The organism is Methylobacterium sp. CM6257, from assembly GCF_054611515.1.
Genome location: NZ_CM137735.1, coordinates 3,313,243 through 3,329,982 on the forward strand (window position 1 = coordinate 3,313,243; position 16,740 = coordinate 3,329,982).

Sequence of the window (16,740 nt, forward strand, 5' to 3'; positions counted from 1 at the left end):
CTCGGTTCCCGCCGTGAATCACTCGCACGCGACGAACCCGTTCCGGAAAGGTCCCGTCCCTCGCCTCGGCCATCGACCGCGCGTCGTTGGCAGCGCCACGGGCCCGGGGCGGCCTGTCTCCGAAGGGGGATCATGTCCCCATTCCCGGCTTCGCACGGTTCGCCCCTGTGCGCGGCCCTTGCGCTGGATCAATGCACGGACGTCCGGTTCCCCTCACCTGACCTGAAGGGGGAGCGACCGGGAGAGGCTCGGCAGGCCTGTCCCCTGGGGAGACGGCATGCTGGTCGATACGGGTTCGTGCGAGAGGACCGCGCACGTCTGCAGCCATAGGCGATCGGAGGATGGGTGCGTCGACTGCAAGGTCAGGCTGATCAGCGTTTGCTCCGTGCTTGCGCTGGACGAGCTGGAGGAGCTTGAGGCGCTTAGTCAGCACTTAACCCTGGACAAGGGCCAGGTTCTGTTCGGTCAGGGCGAGTTGGCGAACTCCGTCTTCAACGTGATCGAGGGCTCGCTTCGCCTCGCCCGCTTGCTCCCCGACGGACGGCGCCAAGTGATGGGCTTCGCGTTGCCGGGCGACTTCCTGGGGCTCGCCCCGGAGGAGCGCCATTCGGTCTCGGCCGAGGCGCTCACGCCGGTGAAGACCTGCCGCTTCGGGCGCCAAGACTTCGTCGGTGTGGTGGAGGCGAAGCCGCATCTGCTGAAGAGCTTGCACGAGCGGGCCGGCTACGAGCTGACCCTCGCCCAAAACCAGATGGTGCTGCTCGGGCGCCGTACGGCCGAGGAGAAGGTCGCCGCCTTCCTGCTGTCCCTGCGCGAGCGCTACGCCCGAACGGGGCACAGCTCCGTCACGGTCGAACTGCCGATGGGGCGCCAGGACATGGCCGATCACCTCGGGCTGACCATCGAGACGGTCAGCCGCATGCTGACCCGGCTCGACCGGGCGCATGCCATCCTGCTCGTGCCTGGCGGCGTTCGCTTGCTCGACACGGCGCATCTGGAACGCTTGGCGGCGAGCTGAGGCCGCCGTCAGCACGCCAGCGATTTCAGGTCGGTGATCAGCGCCTCGGCCTCGCCCAGGTCGAACCGGAACTCCGGCATGGTCGGATGGCCGGTGCGGATGCCCTCGGTCAAAGCCTCAGCGAGGTCGTCGACGGGATAGCGTTCATGGAGTGTCCGGAAGGGCGGGGCCTGCCGCAACGGGCTCGTCCCCATCCTGCCGATGGCGTGGCAACGGGCGCAATCCTGGGGCGCCAATGCGCGGCCGCGTTCGACATGCCTGTCAGTGGCGGCCGCCGGCTCCGCCTGGAGACGGGACGAGAGCGCCTGTGCTCCCGACACGGCGGCAAAGGTCCCGCGCATCAATGGCTCATCAGGCAGCAGAGGGACGACGTCCGCAGGATGTCCCGGGTCACGCCCCCGAACAACCACTCCCGCATCCGCGAATGGCCGTAGGCGCCCATCACGATCAGATCCGCGTCCTCGCGCCTCGCGAAGCGGAGAACCGCGTCCGCGGCCTCGCCGGCGGGCGCGTCCAGCAGGTTTGTGGTGACGTGGGCCCCATGGCGGGCCAGGAACTCGGAAACCTCTTCGGCCCCCTCGTAGCGAGCTTCGCTGCCCGCCGCGGCGACGAAGAGCTTGTCGGCGCGCCCGATGAACGGAAGGGCGGCCGAGACTGCCCGGCGCGCCTCCGGCGCATCCTTCCAGGCGACGACGATGCGGGCGGCGTCGAGGCGGTCGGCCCCCGGCGGTACGATCAGCACCGGACGTCCCATCTCCATCAGCACGGTACCCGGGTCGGGCACCATCGCGTCGCGTGACGTACGCGGGGAGTCGCGTCCGATCACGACTAGGTCGGCGCCCCGGCCGTGTCGGACGAGAATGGCCTCGGCCCCATCCTCCGCCTGCCGCCAGCCGGTGCGGATGTCACCTCCGGCGCTCGCCTGGAACAGGTCCCGAGCCAGGGTGAGTTCGTCGGCCAGCTTGGCCCGTTCCGCATCGTAGGCGGCCTGCGCCTCCCCAAGGTCGCCGGCGGGGCCGGGGCTGGGAAGCTTGCGGGCGGCAACACCGGTCAGCGCGGCCTCGAACCGACGCGCGAGGTCTGCGGCGAGGCGGACGCGGCGGGCAGCCGCCTCGCTGGTGTCGAGGGCAACCATGATGCTGGCGATGGACATTGAGCAGCTCCCGCTCGGGATGGATGACCCATGGAAGCTGCTTCGCCAACTCACGACGGGCGATCCTTGATCCAGCGCAAAATCGGATCGCTCCCGCGGGGCGAGCGCCGCAGGATCTCGCGCCGGGGCGCCGACGCGGCATGGCTGGTCGTGCTCACAGGAGGATGCCGCGACGGCGCGGCCCCTCCGGCGGAAATCCCTCGTCCGGTGGGACTTCCTTGATCCGAAGCAGGTCCGGCCGCCTGCCGAGGCGTACGCAAGGCACACGAACGGGCGCCGGGCACGGTCGCGGCCCGTCCAGAACCATTTGACCACCGCGCCACCGGTTCGCTGAGTTGCGGCGGCGATTGGGGGAGATCCGCGACCATGACTCGAAGTCTGCTCGCCCTGGCGGCGCTCTCGGTCACTGCTTGGTCGACGGTCGCACGAGCTATGCCGGCGGCGCGATGCCGGGCGCGGTTCTTCGCCGCCCAGCGGGACGGCCGCCTGAACGCCCACACTGGGACAGCCTTCGCCAGGGCGCGTGGGGTGCCGCGGCGGGCAAGGCGCGTTCACCCGTCCGCCGCGCCACCGACCTGGGCGCCCGACCCGCGGCCGATGATGTGACGGCCAAGTTGGCCGCGGCAGGCTTGACCTTTTGATCCCGGTCCAGGTGATCCGCCCCCCTAAGCTGGAGGGCGGGCGTGGATGCTCCTGGCGTCGCTCGGGAGGATTGGGCAAAAGGCCTATTCCTAAGCTTTCGATAGCTGCTCTAGGTGTGGTGTACCGGCTGTCCGCCGGTCTCCACGCTCGCTCTAGGAGTCGAGGGGGCTCCGAAAGGCGGGCGTGGATGCCCAGCCGAACCCCAAGCTCAACTCAGCCCTTGCCAGCTTGGCGAACCCTCGGCCGAGCGCGTCGCCAAGCTGGCGACATGCAGCGGAATGCGGCCTTGATCGCATACAATTACCTATTCCTCCTCCATTCGGGTGACGCATCCGCAGCCATCAGGGCCTAGCCTCTCTGTTGGCGCAGAGTCTGCGCCTCATGGGAGGCCATCCATGGCCACTGCCTTGCTCCCTGCGCTCCAGCGCAACTTCGTCCTGTTCGTTCTCGCGTTTGCCGCCGCCAGCGTGGCGTTCGGCACAATCATGCTGACCTCGCCGCCGACCAGCGAGGCAGCCGTCTCGACCATCACAGATGACGGGGTCATCCAGCCGATCACGAACTGCGAGTTCCTGCCGACCGGCGACGTCAACAGTTGCACCGTGTACAGGTGAGTGCGTGGAGCTCGGCCGAGCATCTGGCCGAGCCGCCGAACTTCACCGCATCGCGCGGTGATGCGACTTGGCCCGCGGCGGCCCTATCCGCGAGATCCCCGTAACGCGATCACGTCAGGCCGCCCGGTTCGCTGCGGCGAACTCTTTCATGCCGACTCGCTCGCCTCACCTGTCACGATCCGCTCGGCACGCAACTGAGTTGTAGGCCTCTGGCAGGCTTCACCTCGGCATGGGTCGGGATCGAGCGGTCCCGCATCTCCGGGAACGGTCTTCAGGGGACTCGGCGCGCAGCCGGCGACGGTGTAGCCAGCCCACCGCGCGAAGGCGGGACCCACAACGAGCGGGGGTGATCCTGGCGATGTTTCAGAGCTCGCTGGAATGGTTGGAGCTAGTCGTCGAACGCGCTCGCGGCTGCTCCGAACGCCATGAGGCTGATGAACATAAATGCTAGAAGGCCCATTGCACCGCCTGCGGCGCCAACCAGAAACGTAAGCATCGTTTCCTCCGTTTTATTTTATGCTTGCGCGTCGTTATCTGACCAATCGCGATTTAAAAGCGCCGCAGGGGCTTTAGGGTATAATTCTTTCATCTGATCCGCGCATTTAACTTGCAGTATCGTTGGCGCCGTATCGGGTCAGTCGTTGGTGGTAGCGGGTCTGATTGAGGACAAGCGAAGCCTTGCCTTGCTACGACCGCCTGACCTCCAGCGCCTCCTCCACGAGGCGGACCTCCACCTGCCGCAATCGGCCGGGCCAGGAATGGAGCGTGCCAGTCTGGGAGTTCGCGGCGCGGGGCGGCTGACCTCCCGTCAAAACCCGGTCTTTCGTCCCTCGATGGTCTGGTGTGTCACCCCACGCCTTGCCCAATCGACCAGCCATTCCCCGAGCTTCAGAGCTTGGTCTGGGGTGAGATCGATGCAGGGTTCTGGTCGCGGACCCTTCGTCCTCATGGCGGTGCTGATCTGCCATGCGGTCGTGATTGCGGTCAGCGCGTCGAGGTGCAGGTTGTTGGCGTACATCGCTGCCCTCCTATGCCATCCCGCGACGCACCGGGGCTCAAGCACCTTCAGCAACTCGCGCCCGGCCAGCGAGACGTCGCAACGTCGCTCCAGTGGTCACCCGCTCTGCATTCTCCCTTCGACGTAGCCCGAGCCACACGAGGACGGGCCTGCCGCCGTAGCCAGGGCGGATTGCAGCCGCCTCGCGGCCAGCGGCCTCATGCGCGGCCATGAATTCCGCTGAACCCGGCTCGCCCGGCAGCTTGGTACGGATCGCTCGATGATAGCGATCCAGCCTTGTCGTTCCGTCGGCGAGGCGGCGGGCCGTGTTGATGCCCGTCACCTTAACCCGCAAGGCGCGCCACCCCCCTCTCGAAATCTGGCTCGGGTCCTGAAGCTCCCGATGCGATTAACCGCCCGGCGCGCCGCTCCTTAGCGGCGATGCCGCGACGCCCCGGTCCGACTGTCGCGCCGGCCGATTGCATTTTGAATTCGGGCAGTCGAGGTTCTCCAGGCGCAACGCTCCAGCGAAGAGCGAACGCAGAGGAGAACGGCTCATGAGCACGCGGCGTGATTTCCTGAACCTCACAGTGGCCGCCACCGCGGCTGGGGCGCTGGCATCGTCAGCGTCCGCCCAGGCGCCCGCTTCCGGTCCGGGCCGCCCGATTCCGCCCACGGGAGGCGACGCCCTGCGCCTCGTCACCTTCCTGCCCGATGCGGGTGCCGCCCCCCGCCTCGGCGTCGTGCGCGCGGACGGGCGCGTCGTCGACCTGTCCCGCGCCGCCCTGCCGGGCTTCGATCCGGCCCGGATGGTCTCGCTCATCGAGGCCGGCCCAGCGGCGCTCGACGCCGTCCGCCAGGCTGCGGCCTCGGGCGACGGCCCCCAGGTCGAGTCCGTGCGGCTCCTCGCGCCGATCCCGGCGCCGACGCGCAACATCTACGCGGTCGGCTGGAACTACCTGGAGCACTTCGCCGAGGGCCAGGCGGTCCGCGGTACGAACATGGAGTATCCGGCCCATCCGGTGTTCTTCACCAAGGGCGTGAACACGGTGAACGGGCCCTATGACCCGATTCCCTTCGACCCGAAGGTCTCGACCGCGATCGACTGGGAGGTGGAACTCGCCGTGATCATCGGCACGGCCGGCCGCAACATCAAGGAAGCCGACGCGATGGGCCACGTCTTCGGCTACAGCGTCATCAACGACACAACCGCCCGCGACATGCAGATCAAGCTGCACGGCGGGCAGTGGTTCAAGGGCAAGAGCCTCGACGGCTACGGGCCGATCGGCCCCTGGATCGTGCCTGCGTCCGACCTCGATCCCACCGACCTGCACCTCTTGACCCGGGTCAACGGCGTGGTGAAGCAGGACGCCTCGACCAAGCAAATGTACTTCAAGGTCGCCCGCATCATCGCCGAGCTTTCGCATGGGCTCACCCTGGCGCCCGGTGACATCATCGCCACGGGCACCCCGCCCGGTATCGGCAACGCGCGTAAGCCGCCTGAATTCCTCAAGCCGGGCGACGTCATGGAAACGGAGATCGTCGGGCTCGGCACGCTGCGGAACGTGATCCAAGCCGTACCCGTCTGAGGACACAGCCCACCGGCGACATCACGGCGGCCGAGCGTGGTGCCGATCTCGCCCGCGTCATGGACCAGTCCGGCCACCGGGATCCGCGGACCGTAGTCGGGTACATCCGAAGGGCGAACGCCTTCAAAGGGCGCTCGGGGAGCGGCTTTTTGTAGATGCGTCCTTCGGGTGAGGGCGGCTCGGTGCCAGGATGCTCACCGCGCTACGCGGTTCTTGGTCGTCACTGGCGCCGTCTGCCGGTCGGTATCGATTTTGCGCCGCAGGTGACACGCCTGAATACTCATTTAGCGTGTCTTCTGAATCATCCGTTCGCGTGTTGATCTTGGACGGGCAGCCATTCCTGATGGCCTGAGCATAAATCGAGGCGCACCCCGGATGTCGAGCTTCGAACATAATTGCGACCTCCCCGCACCTGCGGGCCAGATCCTACGATCATGGCGCGGCATTTTAGAAACCACACCGAATGGTATGGGCGAAACTGTCTCGGCAGTAGCCGAGCATGCCGCTGTGGGCCTTTGGCAGCGTGCTGCCATGCTTCCGTCGGCTGAACTAGAAGTCGCTCGGGCGTTATCCGCCTCGGCTGTGTTCGCATCCGAACTCAATAAGCGCAATTCTACCGCAGCCGAGGCACGGTCTGCTGCACTGCGTGCGGTCAATACGTTGACCGTGCTGTTACTCGAGGCGCAGCCGAACGCAGTGGCTGAAGTGGCTTGAGCTGTCATGGCAGACTACATCTTTCTGCTCTGCGCCAGCATTGCTGCCATCGGATGGGCTATCGGGATGGGCACTGCCACGGCTGCCCCCAAGCTCCGACCTCGTCGCATCACGTGGGACGAACCCGCTGACGCGGACTGATGAGTTCGCCCGGGTCATAGCCGTTCCTCGCGGCGGCTGCCGCCTCCATTTCATGCGGGCGGTCTCGACGCCGGCGCTGAGGACAGCGCGCTCACGCAGCGTCATTGGCCAAGCCTCGGTCGAACGGGAAAACACCGCCGCGTGTCGAGATCACGGCAGGGCCTTCCGAGAGGGAACGGGGGACGTGTCCGTTCGACCCGCAGGCTGATGCGGTTTGGTTAACGGTTCGTTGTGGGGGGCGAGCACGCATTGCTGCGAACAGGATCGGACCCGCGGCTCTGTTGGCGGTGTTGCTCTCCGGTACGGAGAGCAACCGATGCCGGACAAACCGCTGAATGCAAGCACGCACGGTCTCGTCGAAAGGGAGCACGATACAGAGCGCTGGGCTCGGGTCGGTGCCAAGCGAGAGTCTATGCCTCCGATCGGCTCCAACGCGCCCTCAGACCCAGCTGAGAGCGCGGAAGTCGACTTGACGCAGAAAGGCACCGACGAGGACGCCATCGTCAAGCGCGAGACCGAGGTCTGAGCGAAAGGTTCCGCCGTCAGCTTAGGTGGCCTTGATCTCCGCGATGCGGGCTCCGCTCATAGGCTGTCCCGTACGGGGTCCTGCTTGCAGACGCAAAAAGCCCCGCCGAGCACAGGGCGGGGCTGATTTCTTTGCAGTGCAGCAATCGCGGCGAGGTGATTAGGCGGCGATCTTCGACGCAGCCCGGAGGTTCTCGTTGCTGACGCGGAGGCCAGCACCGGGCACGGAAGCGCTGTCCTTAGAGCTCAGGCAGTCGGCCACGAAGGGGACCAGGGCGACATTGGCAGCGACGGCAGCAATGAGAGCGGAGACGAGCAGAGCGGTCATGGTGGCCAATCCGTTTGGCGTTTGCGTTGCAGCATTTATGACACCGCGCGACGCCTTCTGGCATGCCAGATGCCAAATAACAGCCATGCGCTGAGCGTATATATCGGCGCGAGGCCGGGCCGTCCTCTGCTCTCGCAGTATGATGCCGATTAACCGCTTGCCGCGCGTTATTCTGCATGGACAGACGTTCGATGATCTGCTTCATAACCCTCGGCAGCACTGCTCTGGGATAGCTCAGCTTAAGCTTGTCCTATAAGCGCCGGCTGTCCTCGCGAACAAAACGAGGAAATGCTGCATGGGCACCGCCAAGGCTCGCAAGACTGCGGAACAGTGGATCATACCGCCCGAGCCTGCTCTTGACCGCTACATGTTGCGCTCACGCCCGCGTGCTGCCAACGACAATCGCCGTCTATCCTTCAGCACCGTGCGGATCGGCGCTCGCGTCGCGCTGACCAGCGCCCTCTCCCTTATCGGTGCTCTGGTCCGATCCGTGACCCGACTGGCTGCCTTTGGACCGGGCTGATCGAGAGGATCAGCCAGGACCGAGGGTTGCCCGCTCAATGAGGGCTGCGGGCGGGGGCGTGCGAAGGATCCAGCGTTTTTTGCCCCGCTCGAGCGGCGAGGGCATACTGATGCGGATGCCGTGTTGAAGTACCTCGACCACCCACGTGGTGTCGCCCCGTCCACGTCCAAGGCGCTGGAGACGGTGAAGTGGGAGCTGGCGGGCTCCATCGACGCAGAGGCCGAGCGCCGCCGGTGCGCCACGATCCTGGACCGCATCGCCGGGCGGGTCTGATCTTCTTCCCGGGCGCGCAGCTGCGCCCGGTCCACCTTGCGGGCCGCTCATGCCGGCGCCGCGGTCCGTCGAACATCGGAATTCAACTCCGTGCCCTGGCCGGCTCAGGCTCGAGACGAGGCCTGCGCCAACCGGGTCACCGACGCAGGTGAGCACGATCGGCGTGGTTGCCTTGGCTGCTTTGGCCGCGACCGCCCGAAACCCGCGACCAGAACCTGTGACCCGGCCTGCAGCAGTTCCGCGGCGAGCCGCGGCAGGCGCTCGGGTCCCCTCTCAGCGGAGCGGTAGGTCTAAGTCAGGTTGCGGCCCTCGACGAATCCAAGTTCCTGAAGCCGTTCGAGGAGCGGCGTGGCCAAGGTGGTCTCCTCGCCGGGAAGGAGGGCGAGGGAGCCGACACGGTAAGTCGTGCCGACAGGCTGCGCGTGGCCCGCAAACGGCCACGCAGCAGCCCCGCCGAGCAGACCGAGAACTCGCTGCCGCCTCATCCCTCCCTCCGAGAGGAGTTTACCGGGCCGGCGCTGTAGGGCTCCCGCCCGCACCGACGCCTGGGCGCGCGGTTCCGGTACCCGGCACTGTCGCCGCGCCAGCTGCGCCCGTGGTCGATCCGGTTGCGGATCCGGTCGTCCGCTCGTTCATCTTCTCGCTGTTGCTCTTCACGGACCCTGGGTTGTTCATATTGCCGGTCGCGCTGCCACCACCGGCCGGTTGCTGGGCATAAGCGGTGCCAGTCAGGGCAACAGCAAGAGCGGCCGCAAGGCCGTAGGTCTTCATGCGCATCGGCGTTTCCTCAGTTGTCCCGTGTTCGGGATCGACAGCAAACGCGGGTTGCGGCCCAATAGTTCAATAGAAGCGCGTCAATAGTTGCAACGAACACTGGCCGCGCCCGGTGGATCATCGCGGCCGTCATCCGGCCCACGGATCCGAACGCCCCGCCGATCAAGTACCCGCCGAGTTCGCAAACCGCCGCGCGGTTGAAGGCCAACGCCGAGCAGCAGGCCCGCAACGCCGCGGCCGCCAAGGCGCTGCAGGTCCAGGTATGGCGCGCCTTCCGGCTGCCCCCGGGCAAGGTGTTCGGCGTGAACACGGCCGCTAGGACCGCATCGTCGCTCTGTCAGCGCGTGCCGGATGCCCGCTCAAATATGCGTGAAACGGGATATTTCGGTTGCACGCTCATGATTGAAGCGTAATCAGCATTGGCCGCCACATGCGCCACCATTGGCGGCATTCGGCTAGGCGGCTCAGGTATCCCCCTCGCCTGAGCCGCCTAGTTTATTGATCCTACGCAGTTCTCGCTTCCGGCATGCGCGAGTACGTCACTCCTGGGAACGGTATGACGTTGTCGAGTGGGGTCGGATTGCTTTCGCCTTCGTGGCACGTACGGCTCTTCTTCACAAGGACGCGGATAGCGGCTTCGGCGTCTCTTCCTCTTGCCAGGCGTCTTTCAATTCGACGTTTGATCCAGATGGGCGTTGCTTCCCTGATCATGTCGGTCCCCTCGAAACCGAGCGACAGCTTGCTTTACGAACCGGGCCGCCTTGCCGCTTCAGAAATCGCGGACCGGGCGCGGCTGAGTTGATAGGATTTACTGTTTCCGTGAACCAACATATGTAAAACGTTATACCTGAATGTTGCAACGTGCCAAATTGAATGCGGCACAACAGATCGGTCTGTCGGCGCCGACAAGAAAACGGGTTGCCTATCAGATATAGACTGGTGCTCGTGGTAGACTACCATTCATAATCAGCAGTCATCGAGCTTCGTTCTGTGCCGTTGATAGCATATCGCCAGGTAACTGGAAGCAAAAGATTGTAGATATTAGCGAAAAGTAATAATATTAGACACTTCGACTGAAATGCCCTCTGTTCAGCAGATCATAGTCGAGCAGTCGAAGGGCAGATCGGCGACCGGATAGGCCGGCGGGCCCGACACATGGGCCCGAAGGCCCTCGGCCGTGATGACCTCAAGAGCTACCGCGCGGGCAAGGGAGTGCGCTGATGAAGCGCCTGTGCTCGATGCGAGAGGCGTTGGAGGACGATAACGTCTCCGGCCGGTCCTTGGCCTGCCAGTGCGTTGGGGGCCGCCAGCAGGACGGCGCGTCCTGACCCTGCTGGCCCCTGGCGGCCGGCACGCTGCCGCCGTGATGGCGGCGGGCAAGGTGAAGCTGAACCGCGGGCATGCGGTGCAATGCGCCTCGGAAACTTAAGCGGAACGCAATTCCAGCTTGGCAGTTATCCACAACGAACCGCCAAGCATTGAGGTAGCGCCGTGAGGACCTTCTGCGTCTCTGCCCTTGCCGTCGCGTCCGTTCTGGTTTCGCTCGCGCCCGCCGCTGCCGCCGAGCGTATGGTCGCGATCTACGCCGGCCCGAGCGGTATCGCGATCCCGGCATCTGCCCTAGCGCCCGCTCCGGCTCAGCCAGTTCCGGAAACCGCTCCCGTCGCCGAGAGCACTCAGCCGTCGCCGATCGACGCGGCGGGCGAAACCCGCCGCGCGATCGTGGTGCACACGGCGACGACGTCGCTGAGATAAGTGCCGCGCTTGTCCGCCGGATGCCGCGGGCGGGTCTCTAGTAATCCCGGTCGCTACTCGTGCTCATCCGCCTCGGAATGTAGTCGCCCGAGCGGGACTGTTGACCGAAGGCGAGCCAGCCGAGACCGAGGCCAATCGCGCCCGCGACGAGCCAGCCCGTCATCGTGCCGGAGTCCAAGTTGCCGACGGCGCGCGTGCCCTGCCGATAGTAGCGGGAGCCGTAGCGCGAGGCATCCTCCCACGCGTCCGAAGCTCTGTCGGTCGCTCTCTGCAGCGTCTCCCTGGCCTGATCCGCCACGCCAGCGCCGCCGCCGGATGAGCCGCCAGTCTGGCTTGATCCTGGCCGGCCGTCAGACCGTCCAAGCGGATCGTTTGCGCGTATGTCTGCCATTGTCGTTCCTTCCTACGCTCGGGGTGGGCGTACCAAGGGAGAACCGTCTGGCGGCAGAGGTGATCCGGTTACCGCTCTCGTGCGTTCAGGATACCGGAGAGCTGTCATGCCTACCGTTGTCGCCTTCGGGATCGTCCTGGCCGCCCTGGTGCTCGCCAGTCCCGCTGTGTAGGCCGAGGCGCCAGACCATGCTGCCGCCCGCCTACGGCCACCCCACGCGACGAGGGGCTGACTCTATCACGGCGGCGAGGAGAGCCTATCGCGCCGCCTGCTGGTCTGGGTCTGCGCATGATCGCCCGCATTCACGGTGGGCTCTGTGCAGCCGCATGGCGGCCGATGGAACAATGCTGACCTGCCCCACGTCAGTCACCAGGGCCACGAACGCATCTGAGGCCATATCCTCAGACTTAGGAGACGCTTAGTATGATGGGACAGCGCGCTTGTCGGGCAGCGCGGCTGTCATGTGGAAATGCAGGCCGGTTGGACGGTAATCGGTCTGGATCTCGGCGTCGCATTGCACTTTGAGCACGCGCTGGAGGAGCGATGAGCCGAAGCCCCGCCGCGTCGGCTTCTGCACCACAGGACCGTCAAGCTCCCACCAGTCGAGGACCAGGAGCCGCCTGTCATCGGCCTGACGCACATCCCAGATGATCTCGATGCGTCCCGCGGGCACCGAGAGCGATCCGTGCTTTGCGGCATTTGTTGTCATCTCGTGGAATGCCATGCCGATCGGCACAGCCAGATCGCCGATCAACTCCACCTTCGGTCCGTCCAGGCGAATGCGCGTGCGCCCGGCGTCGTTGTAGGGGCCGAGTTCGTTCTCCAGCATCTCGTGCAGGGATGCCTGCTGCCAGTAGTCCTCGGTCAGCAGGTTGTGGGTCTTGGCTAGTGAGATGATCCGCGCCGAGAAGGCGGCGTAGAACGTGTCAACGTCGGTGGCTGCGCGTGCGGATGCGCCCAGCAGACCCTGTACCGTCGCGAGCGTGTTCTTCACCCGGTGGTGGAGTTCCCGGATGAGCAGGGACTGTCGCTCGGCGGTCCGCTCCCGCTCGTCAAGGTATGCCCTGGCTTGGTGCTGCCGCCGCCTGCCACGCTGCGCGAACCGGGTGACCGTGACCAGGGTCGCCGGGTGGAACGGCCGCTCCAGCAGACTGACGTTGCCCAACGTCTCGGGCAGGCGCGGATCGGGGACACTGCCCCGCAGCGTCAGCAGGATGAACGGGAAGTCGGACCAAGGCGGTTGCCGGGCAATCCACTCCGCCAGCGCCTGTCGGTTCTCGGCGAGGAGCGCCTCCTCGGTGATCACGGCGCATGAGGCCGTGTCGAGCCCGGCGACCAACTCAGCGAGGCAACCGCAGATCCGAGACGCGATGCCCACCTCCGAGAGGATTACGCTCGCGACCCGCGCGTCCCGACCAGCCGGTGCCAGGATCAGGACCGGCAGATCATGCTCAGCCATCTTTGTTGCCGTCCCGCAGCAGAGCCGCCTCGTCATCCCCGAAGGTCGGCACACCCGTCATGATGCCCCGGAAGCCGCTCAGGGGTTTGCCGACGAGGACACCGTGGCTGCCGATGCGCAGCTCGCGGATCGTGTTCTCATGTCCGCCCGTGCGTTTCTTGGCCACCGAGATCGCGCGGCGTAGCTGGCCACCCGCCTCGAAGTTTCGGAACAACAGGACGGTGTCGCTGAGATAGGTGAGATCGACCGTGGCCGCCATCTGGCCGATCATCCCGTGCTGCGCGAGGATGAGCAACGTGAGCACGCCCTGCTGGTTCAGATAGGTCAGCAACTCGTGCATCTGGAGCATCAAAAAGTGCTCCTCCGGCATGGCATGCTGGTAGCCCGTCAGCGAGTCGATCACCACGACCCGGACGCCCTGCCCCTCGACTGCATCCTGCACGATCGCGGCAAGCTCGCCCGGCGAGATCTCGGCCGGATCGATCTGCTCGATGCGCAGCCGCCCGGTCTCCACATGCGGCTGGAGATCCATGCCGAGACCGCGCGTCCGTCGCAGCAGCACGGTCCGCGTCTCGTCGAAGCTGAGGATCAGCGCCTTCTCGCCGCGGCCGATCGCGGCCGAGACGTAGCTCGCGGCGACCGTGGACTTGCCCACACCAGAAGGCCCGAGCAGCATCGTGCTCGTACCACAGTCCAGCCCGCCCCCGAGCAGAGCGTCGAGTTCCGGGCTTCCGCTGCCGCACCGCTCTTCGGTGACGGTGTCCGGGTGATCCGCCGCGACGAGGCGCGGGAAGATCGTCAGACCACCGCGGCGGATGATGTAATCGTGGTAGCCGCCCCGGAAGTGCGTACCGCGCATCTTGATGACGCGCAGGCGGCGGCGTTCGCCGCCGTAGAGAGGCGCCAGCTGCTCCAGGCGAATGACCGCGTGGCTGAGGCTGTGAAGGTTCAGGTCATCGGCCTCGCTGGTCAGATCATCGAGGAGCACGGCGGTCGTGTTCTGGAGGAGCAGAAAGCTTCTCAGCGCGTGGACCTGCCTGCGGTAGCGCAGCGATCCCTGTGACAACAGGCGGATCTCCGACAAGCTGTCGAACACGAGCCGCTGCGGCTTGGCGCGCTCGATCTCCGCCATGGCCATGCGCATGGTCTCCCCGAGCTCGAGGTCGGAGGCGTGGACGAGGCTCTGCTGGTGACGAGGATCGAGGCTGAGTTCGGGCGGGACGAGTTCGACAATGTCGATGCCGTCGAGGGACCAGCCGTGGCGCTGTGCGACGTTGAGCAACTCGCGCCGGCTCTCGGACAGGGTGATGTAGAGGCAGCGCTCACCACGGGCGATGCCGTCGAGCAGGAACTGCATGGCCAGTGTCGTCTTGCCCGAGCCCGGGCGTCCCTCGACGAGGTGGGCGCGGTTGAGCGCGTAGCCGCCCTCCAGGATGTAATCGAGGCCGGGCACGCCCGAGGTGATGGGCGCTGCATCTATGTCCATGGTGATCCTTAACCACTCCGCCGAGGAGGCCGGTCCAACCCTTCTGCCGACCTGCCGGATGGCGCGGGGCCTTCTACACGAGCGATGCTCACGGTGCGAGGCGGCCGATGCGCCCGTCGATCTTCGGGTGTCGGCGGGACCGCCTCAGCGCGAGCCCTCAGCGCGAAGCGTCCTGCCGAGCCGCGTATCGATGGTCGAGCGTCCGCGTGAGCCGATCCCGGAGGTTGGCCACCTTCAACGCCGACTCGCGCGGTTGCCTACGCCGTTCCGGTGAGGCAATCCGAAGTTGAAGCCACCGCCTCGATGCCGGAGTCAATGCCGAGATCCGGGGAGTAGACGGACGACGTTGTTCCGCAGTTTGGCAGCGGCGAGGGTCGACGCTGCCCCTTCGACGGCGAGCAACAGCGCTGCGGGCTCGTAAGGCTTTGAGATCAGCGGGAAACCCGCCTTGATCGCCTTGGCCGCCTGATCGCTGTAGCCTGTCGCCAGCAGCACCGGCAGCGTGGGCCAGCGTTCGCGCACGCGCTGGGCCAGATCGAACCCGTTCATCTCCCCTGGCATCACGAGGTCAGACAAGATCACGTCGAACGGCTGCCCCGTGTTCAGCGCGTGCAGGGCTTCCGAAGCGCTGGCGCTGCTCACGACCGCGTGGCCCCGCTCCGTCAACACTGAGGCTGCGACCTCCGCCACCTGCGCGTTGTCCTCGACCACGAGAATGCGAAGGGAGCGCCTGGGCTCGTCAGGATCGTGGCTCTCTGGTCGAGTCTCCATGACCTGCCCCTGCGTGCGCGGCAGGGAGATCGTAAACGTTGTGCCACGGCCGACCTCGCTCGTGATGCGCACGGAGCCGTGCGACTGCTGTGCGAAGGCGTAGACCTGCGGCAGCCCCAATCCCGTGCCCTTGCCCACCGCCTTCGTGGTGAAGAACGGCTCGAAGGCGCGGGCGACCACCTCGGGCGGCATGCCGGATCCGGTGTCACTCACCGCGATCGCGACGCTCTGTTCGACGTCACTGCCGGGCACAGTGACGTTCTCCGTTCTGATCCGGAACTGGCCGCCTCTGGGCATGGCATCACGCGCATTCACCGCGAGATTGATCAGCGCGATCTGAAGCTGGGCCGGATCGACCTCCACGGGCCAGAGCCCTTGCGCGAGATCGAATACCACCTGGATGTCTCCCCGCAGCGACTGCTTGAGCATGTCGTCCATGCCGAGGATCAGCCGGTTCAGGTCGAGAACTTCGGGCTGGTGCAGGTGCCGGCGCCCGAAGGCGAGCAACTGCTGTGTCAGCTTGCGCCCCTGCTCGACCGCCTGGACCGCATTGTTGATCAGGCGCTCGCGACGCTGCTCCGGCGCACGGCGGAGGAGGTCGAGGTTGCCGAGAACGACGGTCAGGATGTTGTTGAAGTCGTGCGCGATGCCGGAACTCAGGCCACCGAGCGCCTCCATCTTCTGCGCCTGAAACAGGGAGGCCCGTGCCTGCTCCAGCGCCTCCTGCGTGCTCTGCCGCTCGGTGATGTCGCGGGTGACCTTGGCAAAGCCGATAAGCTGGCCGGAATCGTCGCGGATCGCGTCGATCACCACGCTCGCCCAGAAGCGGGTGCCGTCCTTGCGCACCCGCCAGCCCTCGGCCTCGAACCGGCCTTCCCGTCTTGCCGTCTCCAAAGCCCTGACGGGCACGCCCGCTGCCCGGTCCTCCTCGGTGTAGAAGCGCGAGAAGTGCTGCCCGACGATCTCAGCCTCAGTGTAGCCCTTGATCCGAGCGGCACCCGAGTTCCAGTTGGTCACCACGCCGTCCGGGTTGAGCATGAAGATGGCGTAGTCGGTGACCCCCTGCACGAGCAGCCGGAAGCGCTCCTCGCTCTGGCGTAGCGCCTCACGAGCCGCCTTTTGCGCGCTGATGTCCCGCGTGATCTTGGCGAAGCCGATGAGCGCACCGGACGGGTCGCGGATAGGATCGATGATGACGTGCGCCCACATCCGGGTGCCGTCCTTGCGGACACGCCAGCCTTCCTGCTCGAAGCGCCCCTCATTGGCCGCGGTCGCAAGCGCCCGCTTCGGCAACTCGGTCTGCCGGTCCTCCTCGGTGTAGAAGCGGGAGAAGTGCTGACCGATAATCTCAGCCTCTGTGTAGCCCTTGAAGCGCTCCGCCCCCGGGTTCCAGCTTGTTATGATGCCCGTGGGATCGAGCATGTAGATGGCGTAGTCCGTCACCGACTGGACCAGAAGCCGGAAGCGCTGTTCGTCTGTGCTCTCGGTGGCGGACCCAAACTGGGATGCCATGCGTGTTCCTTCCTACGCGGGCAGCCCTGACGGGAGGGGGCTGCCCAAGTGAAGCGGGCCGCTATTGTCCAAGGT

20 protein-coding genes are annotated in these 16,740 nt (G+C 66.0%); 10 read left to right on the forward strand and 10 right to left on the reverse strand.

Annotation, left to right across the window (positions count from 1 at the left end):
• Positions 1-277: 277 nt before the first annotated feature.
• On the forward strand, positions 278-1,018 hold the full coding sequence (locus ACYCO6_RS16230; protein WP_459772912.1) for a helix-turn-helix domain-containing protein: 741 nt from the start codon (positions 278-280) through the stop codon (positions 1,016-1,018).
• Between the two features lie 8 nt (positions 1,019-1,026).
• Here the strand turns inward: ACYCO6_RS16230 and ACYCO6_RS16235 are convergent, their stop codons facing one another.
• Positions 1,027-1,359, reverse strand: coding sequence for a c-type cytochrome (locus ACYCO6_RS16235; RefSeq protein ID WP_459772913.1), 333 nt, complete (start codon positions 1,357-1,359; stop codon positions 1,027-1,029).
• The gene (locus ACYCO6_RS16240; protein ID WP_459772914.1) at positions 1,359-2,171 is read right to left on the reverse strand and encodes a universal stress protein; all 813 of its coding nucleotides are present in this window, start codon (positions 2,169-2,171) and stop codon (positions 1,359-1,361) included. The genes ACYCO6_RS16235 and ACYCO6_RS16240 overlap by 1 nt, the downstream gene beginning before the upstream one ends.
• Before the next feature lie 366 nt (positions 2,172-2,537).
• Here ACYCO6_RS16240 and ACYCO6_RS16245 point away from each other — a divergent pair, with 366 nt between their 5' ends.
• Together ACYCO6_RS16245 and ACYCO6_RS16250 are read left to right on the forward strand one after the other, a co-directional pair.
• Positions 2,538-2,777, forward strand: coding sequence for a hypothetical protein (locus ACYCO6_RS16245; RefSeq protein ID WP_459772915.1), 240 nt, complete (start codon positions 2,538-2,540; stop codon positions 2,775-2,777).
• A gap of 431 nt (positions 2,778-3,208) precedes the next feature.
• Positions 3,209-3,427, forward strand: a complete 219-nt coding sequence (locus ACYCO6_RS16250; protein WP_459772917.1) for a hypothetical protein — start codon at positions 3,209-3,211, stop codon at positions 3,425-3,427.
• Between the two features lie 808 nt (positions 3,428-4,235).
• On the opposite strand, the gene ACYCO6_RS16255 is transcribed toward ACYCO6_RS16250, so the two are convergent.
• Complete coding sequence (locus tag ACYCO6_RS16255; protein ID WP_459772919.1) at positions 4,236-4,445, reverse strand: hypothetical protein; 210 nt, start codon at positions 4,443-4,445, stop codon at positions 4,236-4,238.
• A gap of 536 nt (positions 4,446-4,981) precedes the next feature.
• On the opposite strand from ACYCO6_RS16255, the gene ACYCO6_RS16260 reads away from it, so the two are divergent.
• The 3 genes from ACYCO6_RS16260 (at position 4,982) to ACYCO6_RS16270 (ending at position 7,394) form a co-directional block, all read left to right on the forward strand.
• The gene (locus ACYCO6_RS16260) at positions 4,982-6,013 is read left to right on the forward strand and encodes a fumarylacetoacetate hydrolase family protein (protein WP_459772921.1); all 1,032 of its coding nucleotides are present in this window, start codon (positions 4,982-4,984) and stop codon (positions 6,011-6,013) included.
• A gap of 375 nt (positions 6,014-6,388) precedes the next feature.
• Positions 6,389-6,727: a hypothetical protein gene (locus ACYCO6_RS16265; protein WP_459772923.1), complete on the forward strand. Its 339-nt coding sequence runs from the start codon at positions 6,389-6,391 to the stop codon at positions 6,725-6,727.
• A 457-nt stretch (positions 6,728-7,184) separates the two neighbouring features.
• Complete coding sequence (locus tag ACYCO6_RS16270) at positions 7,185-7,394, forward strand: hypothetical protein (protein ID WP_459772925.1); 210 nt, start codon at positions 7,185-7,187, stop codon at positions 7,392-7,394.
• 159 nt (positions 7,395-7,553) lie between these two features.
• Here ACYCO6_RS16270 and ACYCO6_RS16275 read toward each other — a convergent pair whose 3' ends face one another.
• Complete coding sequence (locus ACYCO6_RS16275) at positions 7,554-7,721, reverse strand: hypothetical protein (RefSeq protein ID WP_459772927.1); 168 nt, start codon at positions 7,719-7,721, stop codon at positions 7,554-7,556.
• A gap of 295 nt (positions 7,722-8,016) precedes the next feature.
• Between ACYCO6_RS16275 and ACYCO6_RS16280 the strand changes: the two genes are divergently transcribed.
• Together ACYCO6_RS16280 and ACYCO6_RS16285 are read left to right on the forward strand one after the other, a co-directional pair.
• Complete coding sequence (locus tag ACYCO6_RS16280; RefSeq protein WP_459772929.1) at positions 8,017-8,244, forward strand: hypothetical protein; 228 nt, start codon at positions 8,017-8,019, stop codon at positions 8,242-8,244.
• A 123-nt stretch (positions 8,245-8,367) separates the two neighbouring features.
• Positions 8,368-8,517 carry a hypothetical protein gene (locus tag ACYCO6_RS16285; protein ID WP_459772931.1) on the forward strand — a complete coding sequence of 50 codons (150 nt, stop codon included), beginning with the start codon at positions 8,368-8,370 and terminating at the stop codon, positions 8,515-8,517.
• A gap of 290 nt (positions 8,518-8,807) precedes the next feature.
• Here the strand turns inward: ACYCO6_RS16285 and ACYCO6_RS16290 are convergent, their stop codons facing one another.
• Both ACYCO6_RS16290 and ACYCO6_RS16295 read right to left on the reverse strand, forming a co-directional pair.
• Complete coding sequence (locus ACYCO6_RS16290) at positions 8,808-9,002, reverse strand: hypothetical protein (protein ID WP_459772932.1); 195 nt, start codon at positions 9,000-9,002, stop codon at positions 8,808-8,810.
• A gap of 19 nt (positions 9,003-9,021) precedes the next feature.
• Entirely contained in the window at positions 9,022-9,294 is a 273-nt protein-coding gene (locus ACYCO6_RS16295) for a hypothetical protein (protein ID WP_459772933.1), read from the reverse strand.
• A gap of 194 nt (positions 9,295-9,488) precedes the next feature.
• Between ACYCO6_RS16295 and ACYCO6_RS16300 the strand changes: the two genes are divergently transcribed.
• Positions 9,489-9,704: a hypothetical protein gene (locus ACYCO6_RS16300; RefSeq protein ID WP_459772934.1), complete on the forward strand. Its 216-nt coding sequence runs from the start codon at positions 9,489-9,491 to the stop codon at positions 9,702-9,704.
• 1,078 nt (positions 9,705-10,782) lie between these two features.
• Positions 10,783-11,046 carry a hypothetical protein gene (locus ACYCO6_RS16305; protein WP_459772935.1) on the forward strand — a complete coding sequence of 88 codons (264 nt, stop codon included), beginning with the start codon at positions 10,783-10,785 and terminating at the stop codon, positions 11,044-11,046.
• A 37-nt stretch (positions 11,047-11,083) separates the two neighbouring features.
• Here the strand turns inward: ACYCO6_RS16305 and ACYCO6_RS16310 are convergent, their stop codons facing one another.
• The 4 genes from ACYCO6_RS16310 to ACYCO6_RS16325 all read right to left on the reverse strand — a co-directional run bounded on the left by ACYCO6_RS16310 (position 11,084) and on the right by ACYCO6_RS16325 (position 16,665).
• Positions 11,084-11,344: a hypothetical protein gene (locus ACYCO6_RS16310; protein ID WP_459772936.1), complete on the reverse strand. Its 261-nt coding sequence runs from the start codon at positions 11,342-11,344 to the stop codon at positions 11,084-11,086.
• Between the two features lie 511 nt (positions 11,345-11,855).
• Positions 11,856-12,896, reverse strand: a complete 1,041-nt coding sequence (locus tag ACYCO6_RS16315) for a sensor histidine kinase (RefSeq protein ID WP_459772937.1) — start codon at positions 12,894-12,896, stop codon at positions 11,856-11,858.
• The gene (locus ACYCO6_RS16320) at positions 12,889-14,382 is read right to left on the reverse strand and encodes an ATPase domain-containing protein (protein WP_459772939.1); all 1,494 of its coding nucleotides are present in this window, start codon (positions 14,380-14,382) and stop codon (positions 12,889-12,891) included. Before ACYCO6_RS16320 ends, ACYCO6_RS16315 begins: the two co-directional genes overlap by 8 nt.
• 312 nt (positions 14,383-14,694) lie before the next feature.
• Entirely contained in the window at positions 14,695-16,665 is a 1,971-nt protein-coding gene (locus ACYCO6_RS16325) for a hybrid sensor histidine kinase/response regulator (protein WP_459772940.1), read from the reverse strand.
• Positions 16,666-16,740: the final 75 nt, after the last annotated feature.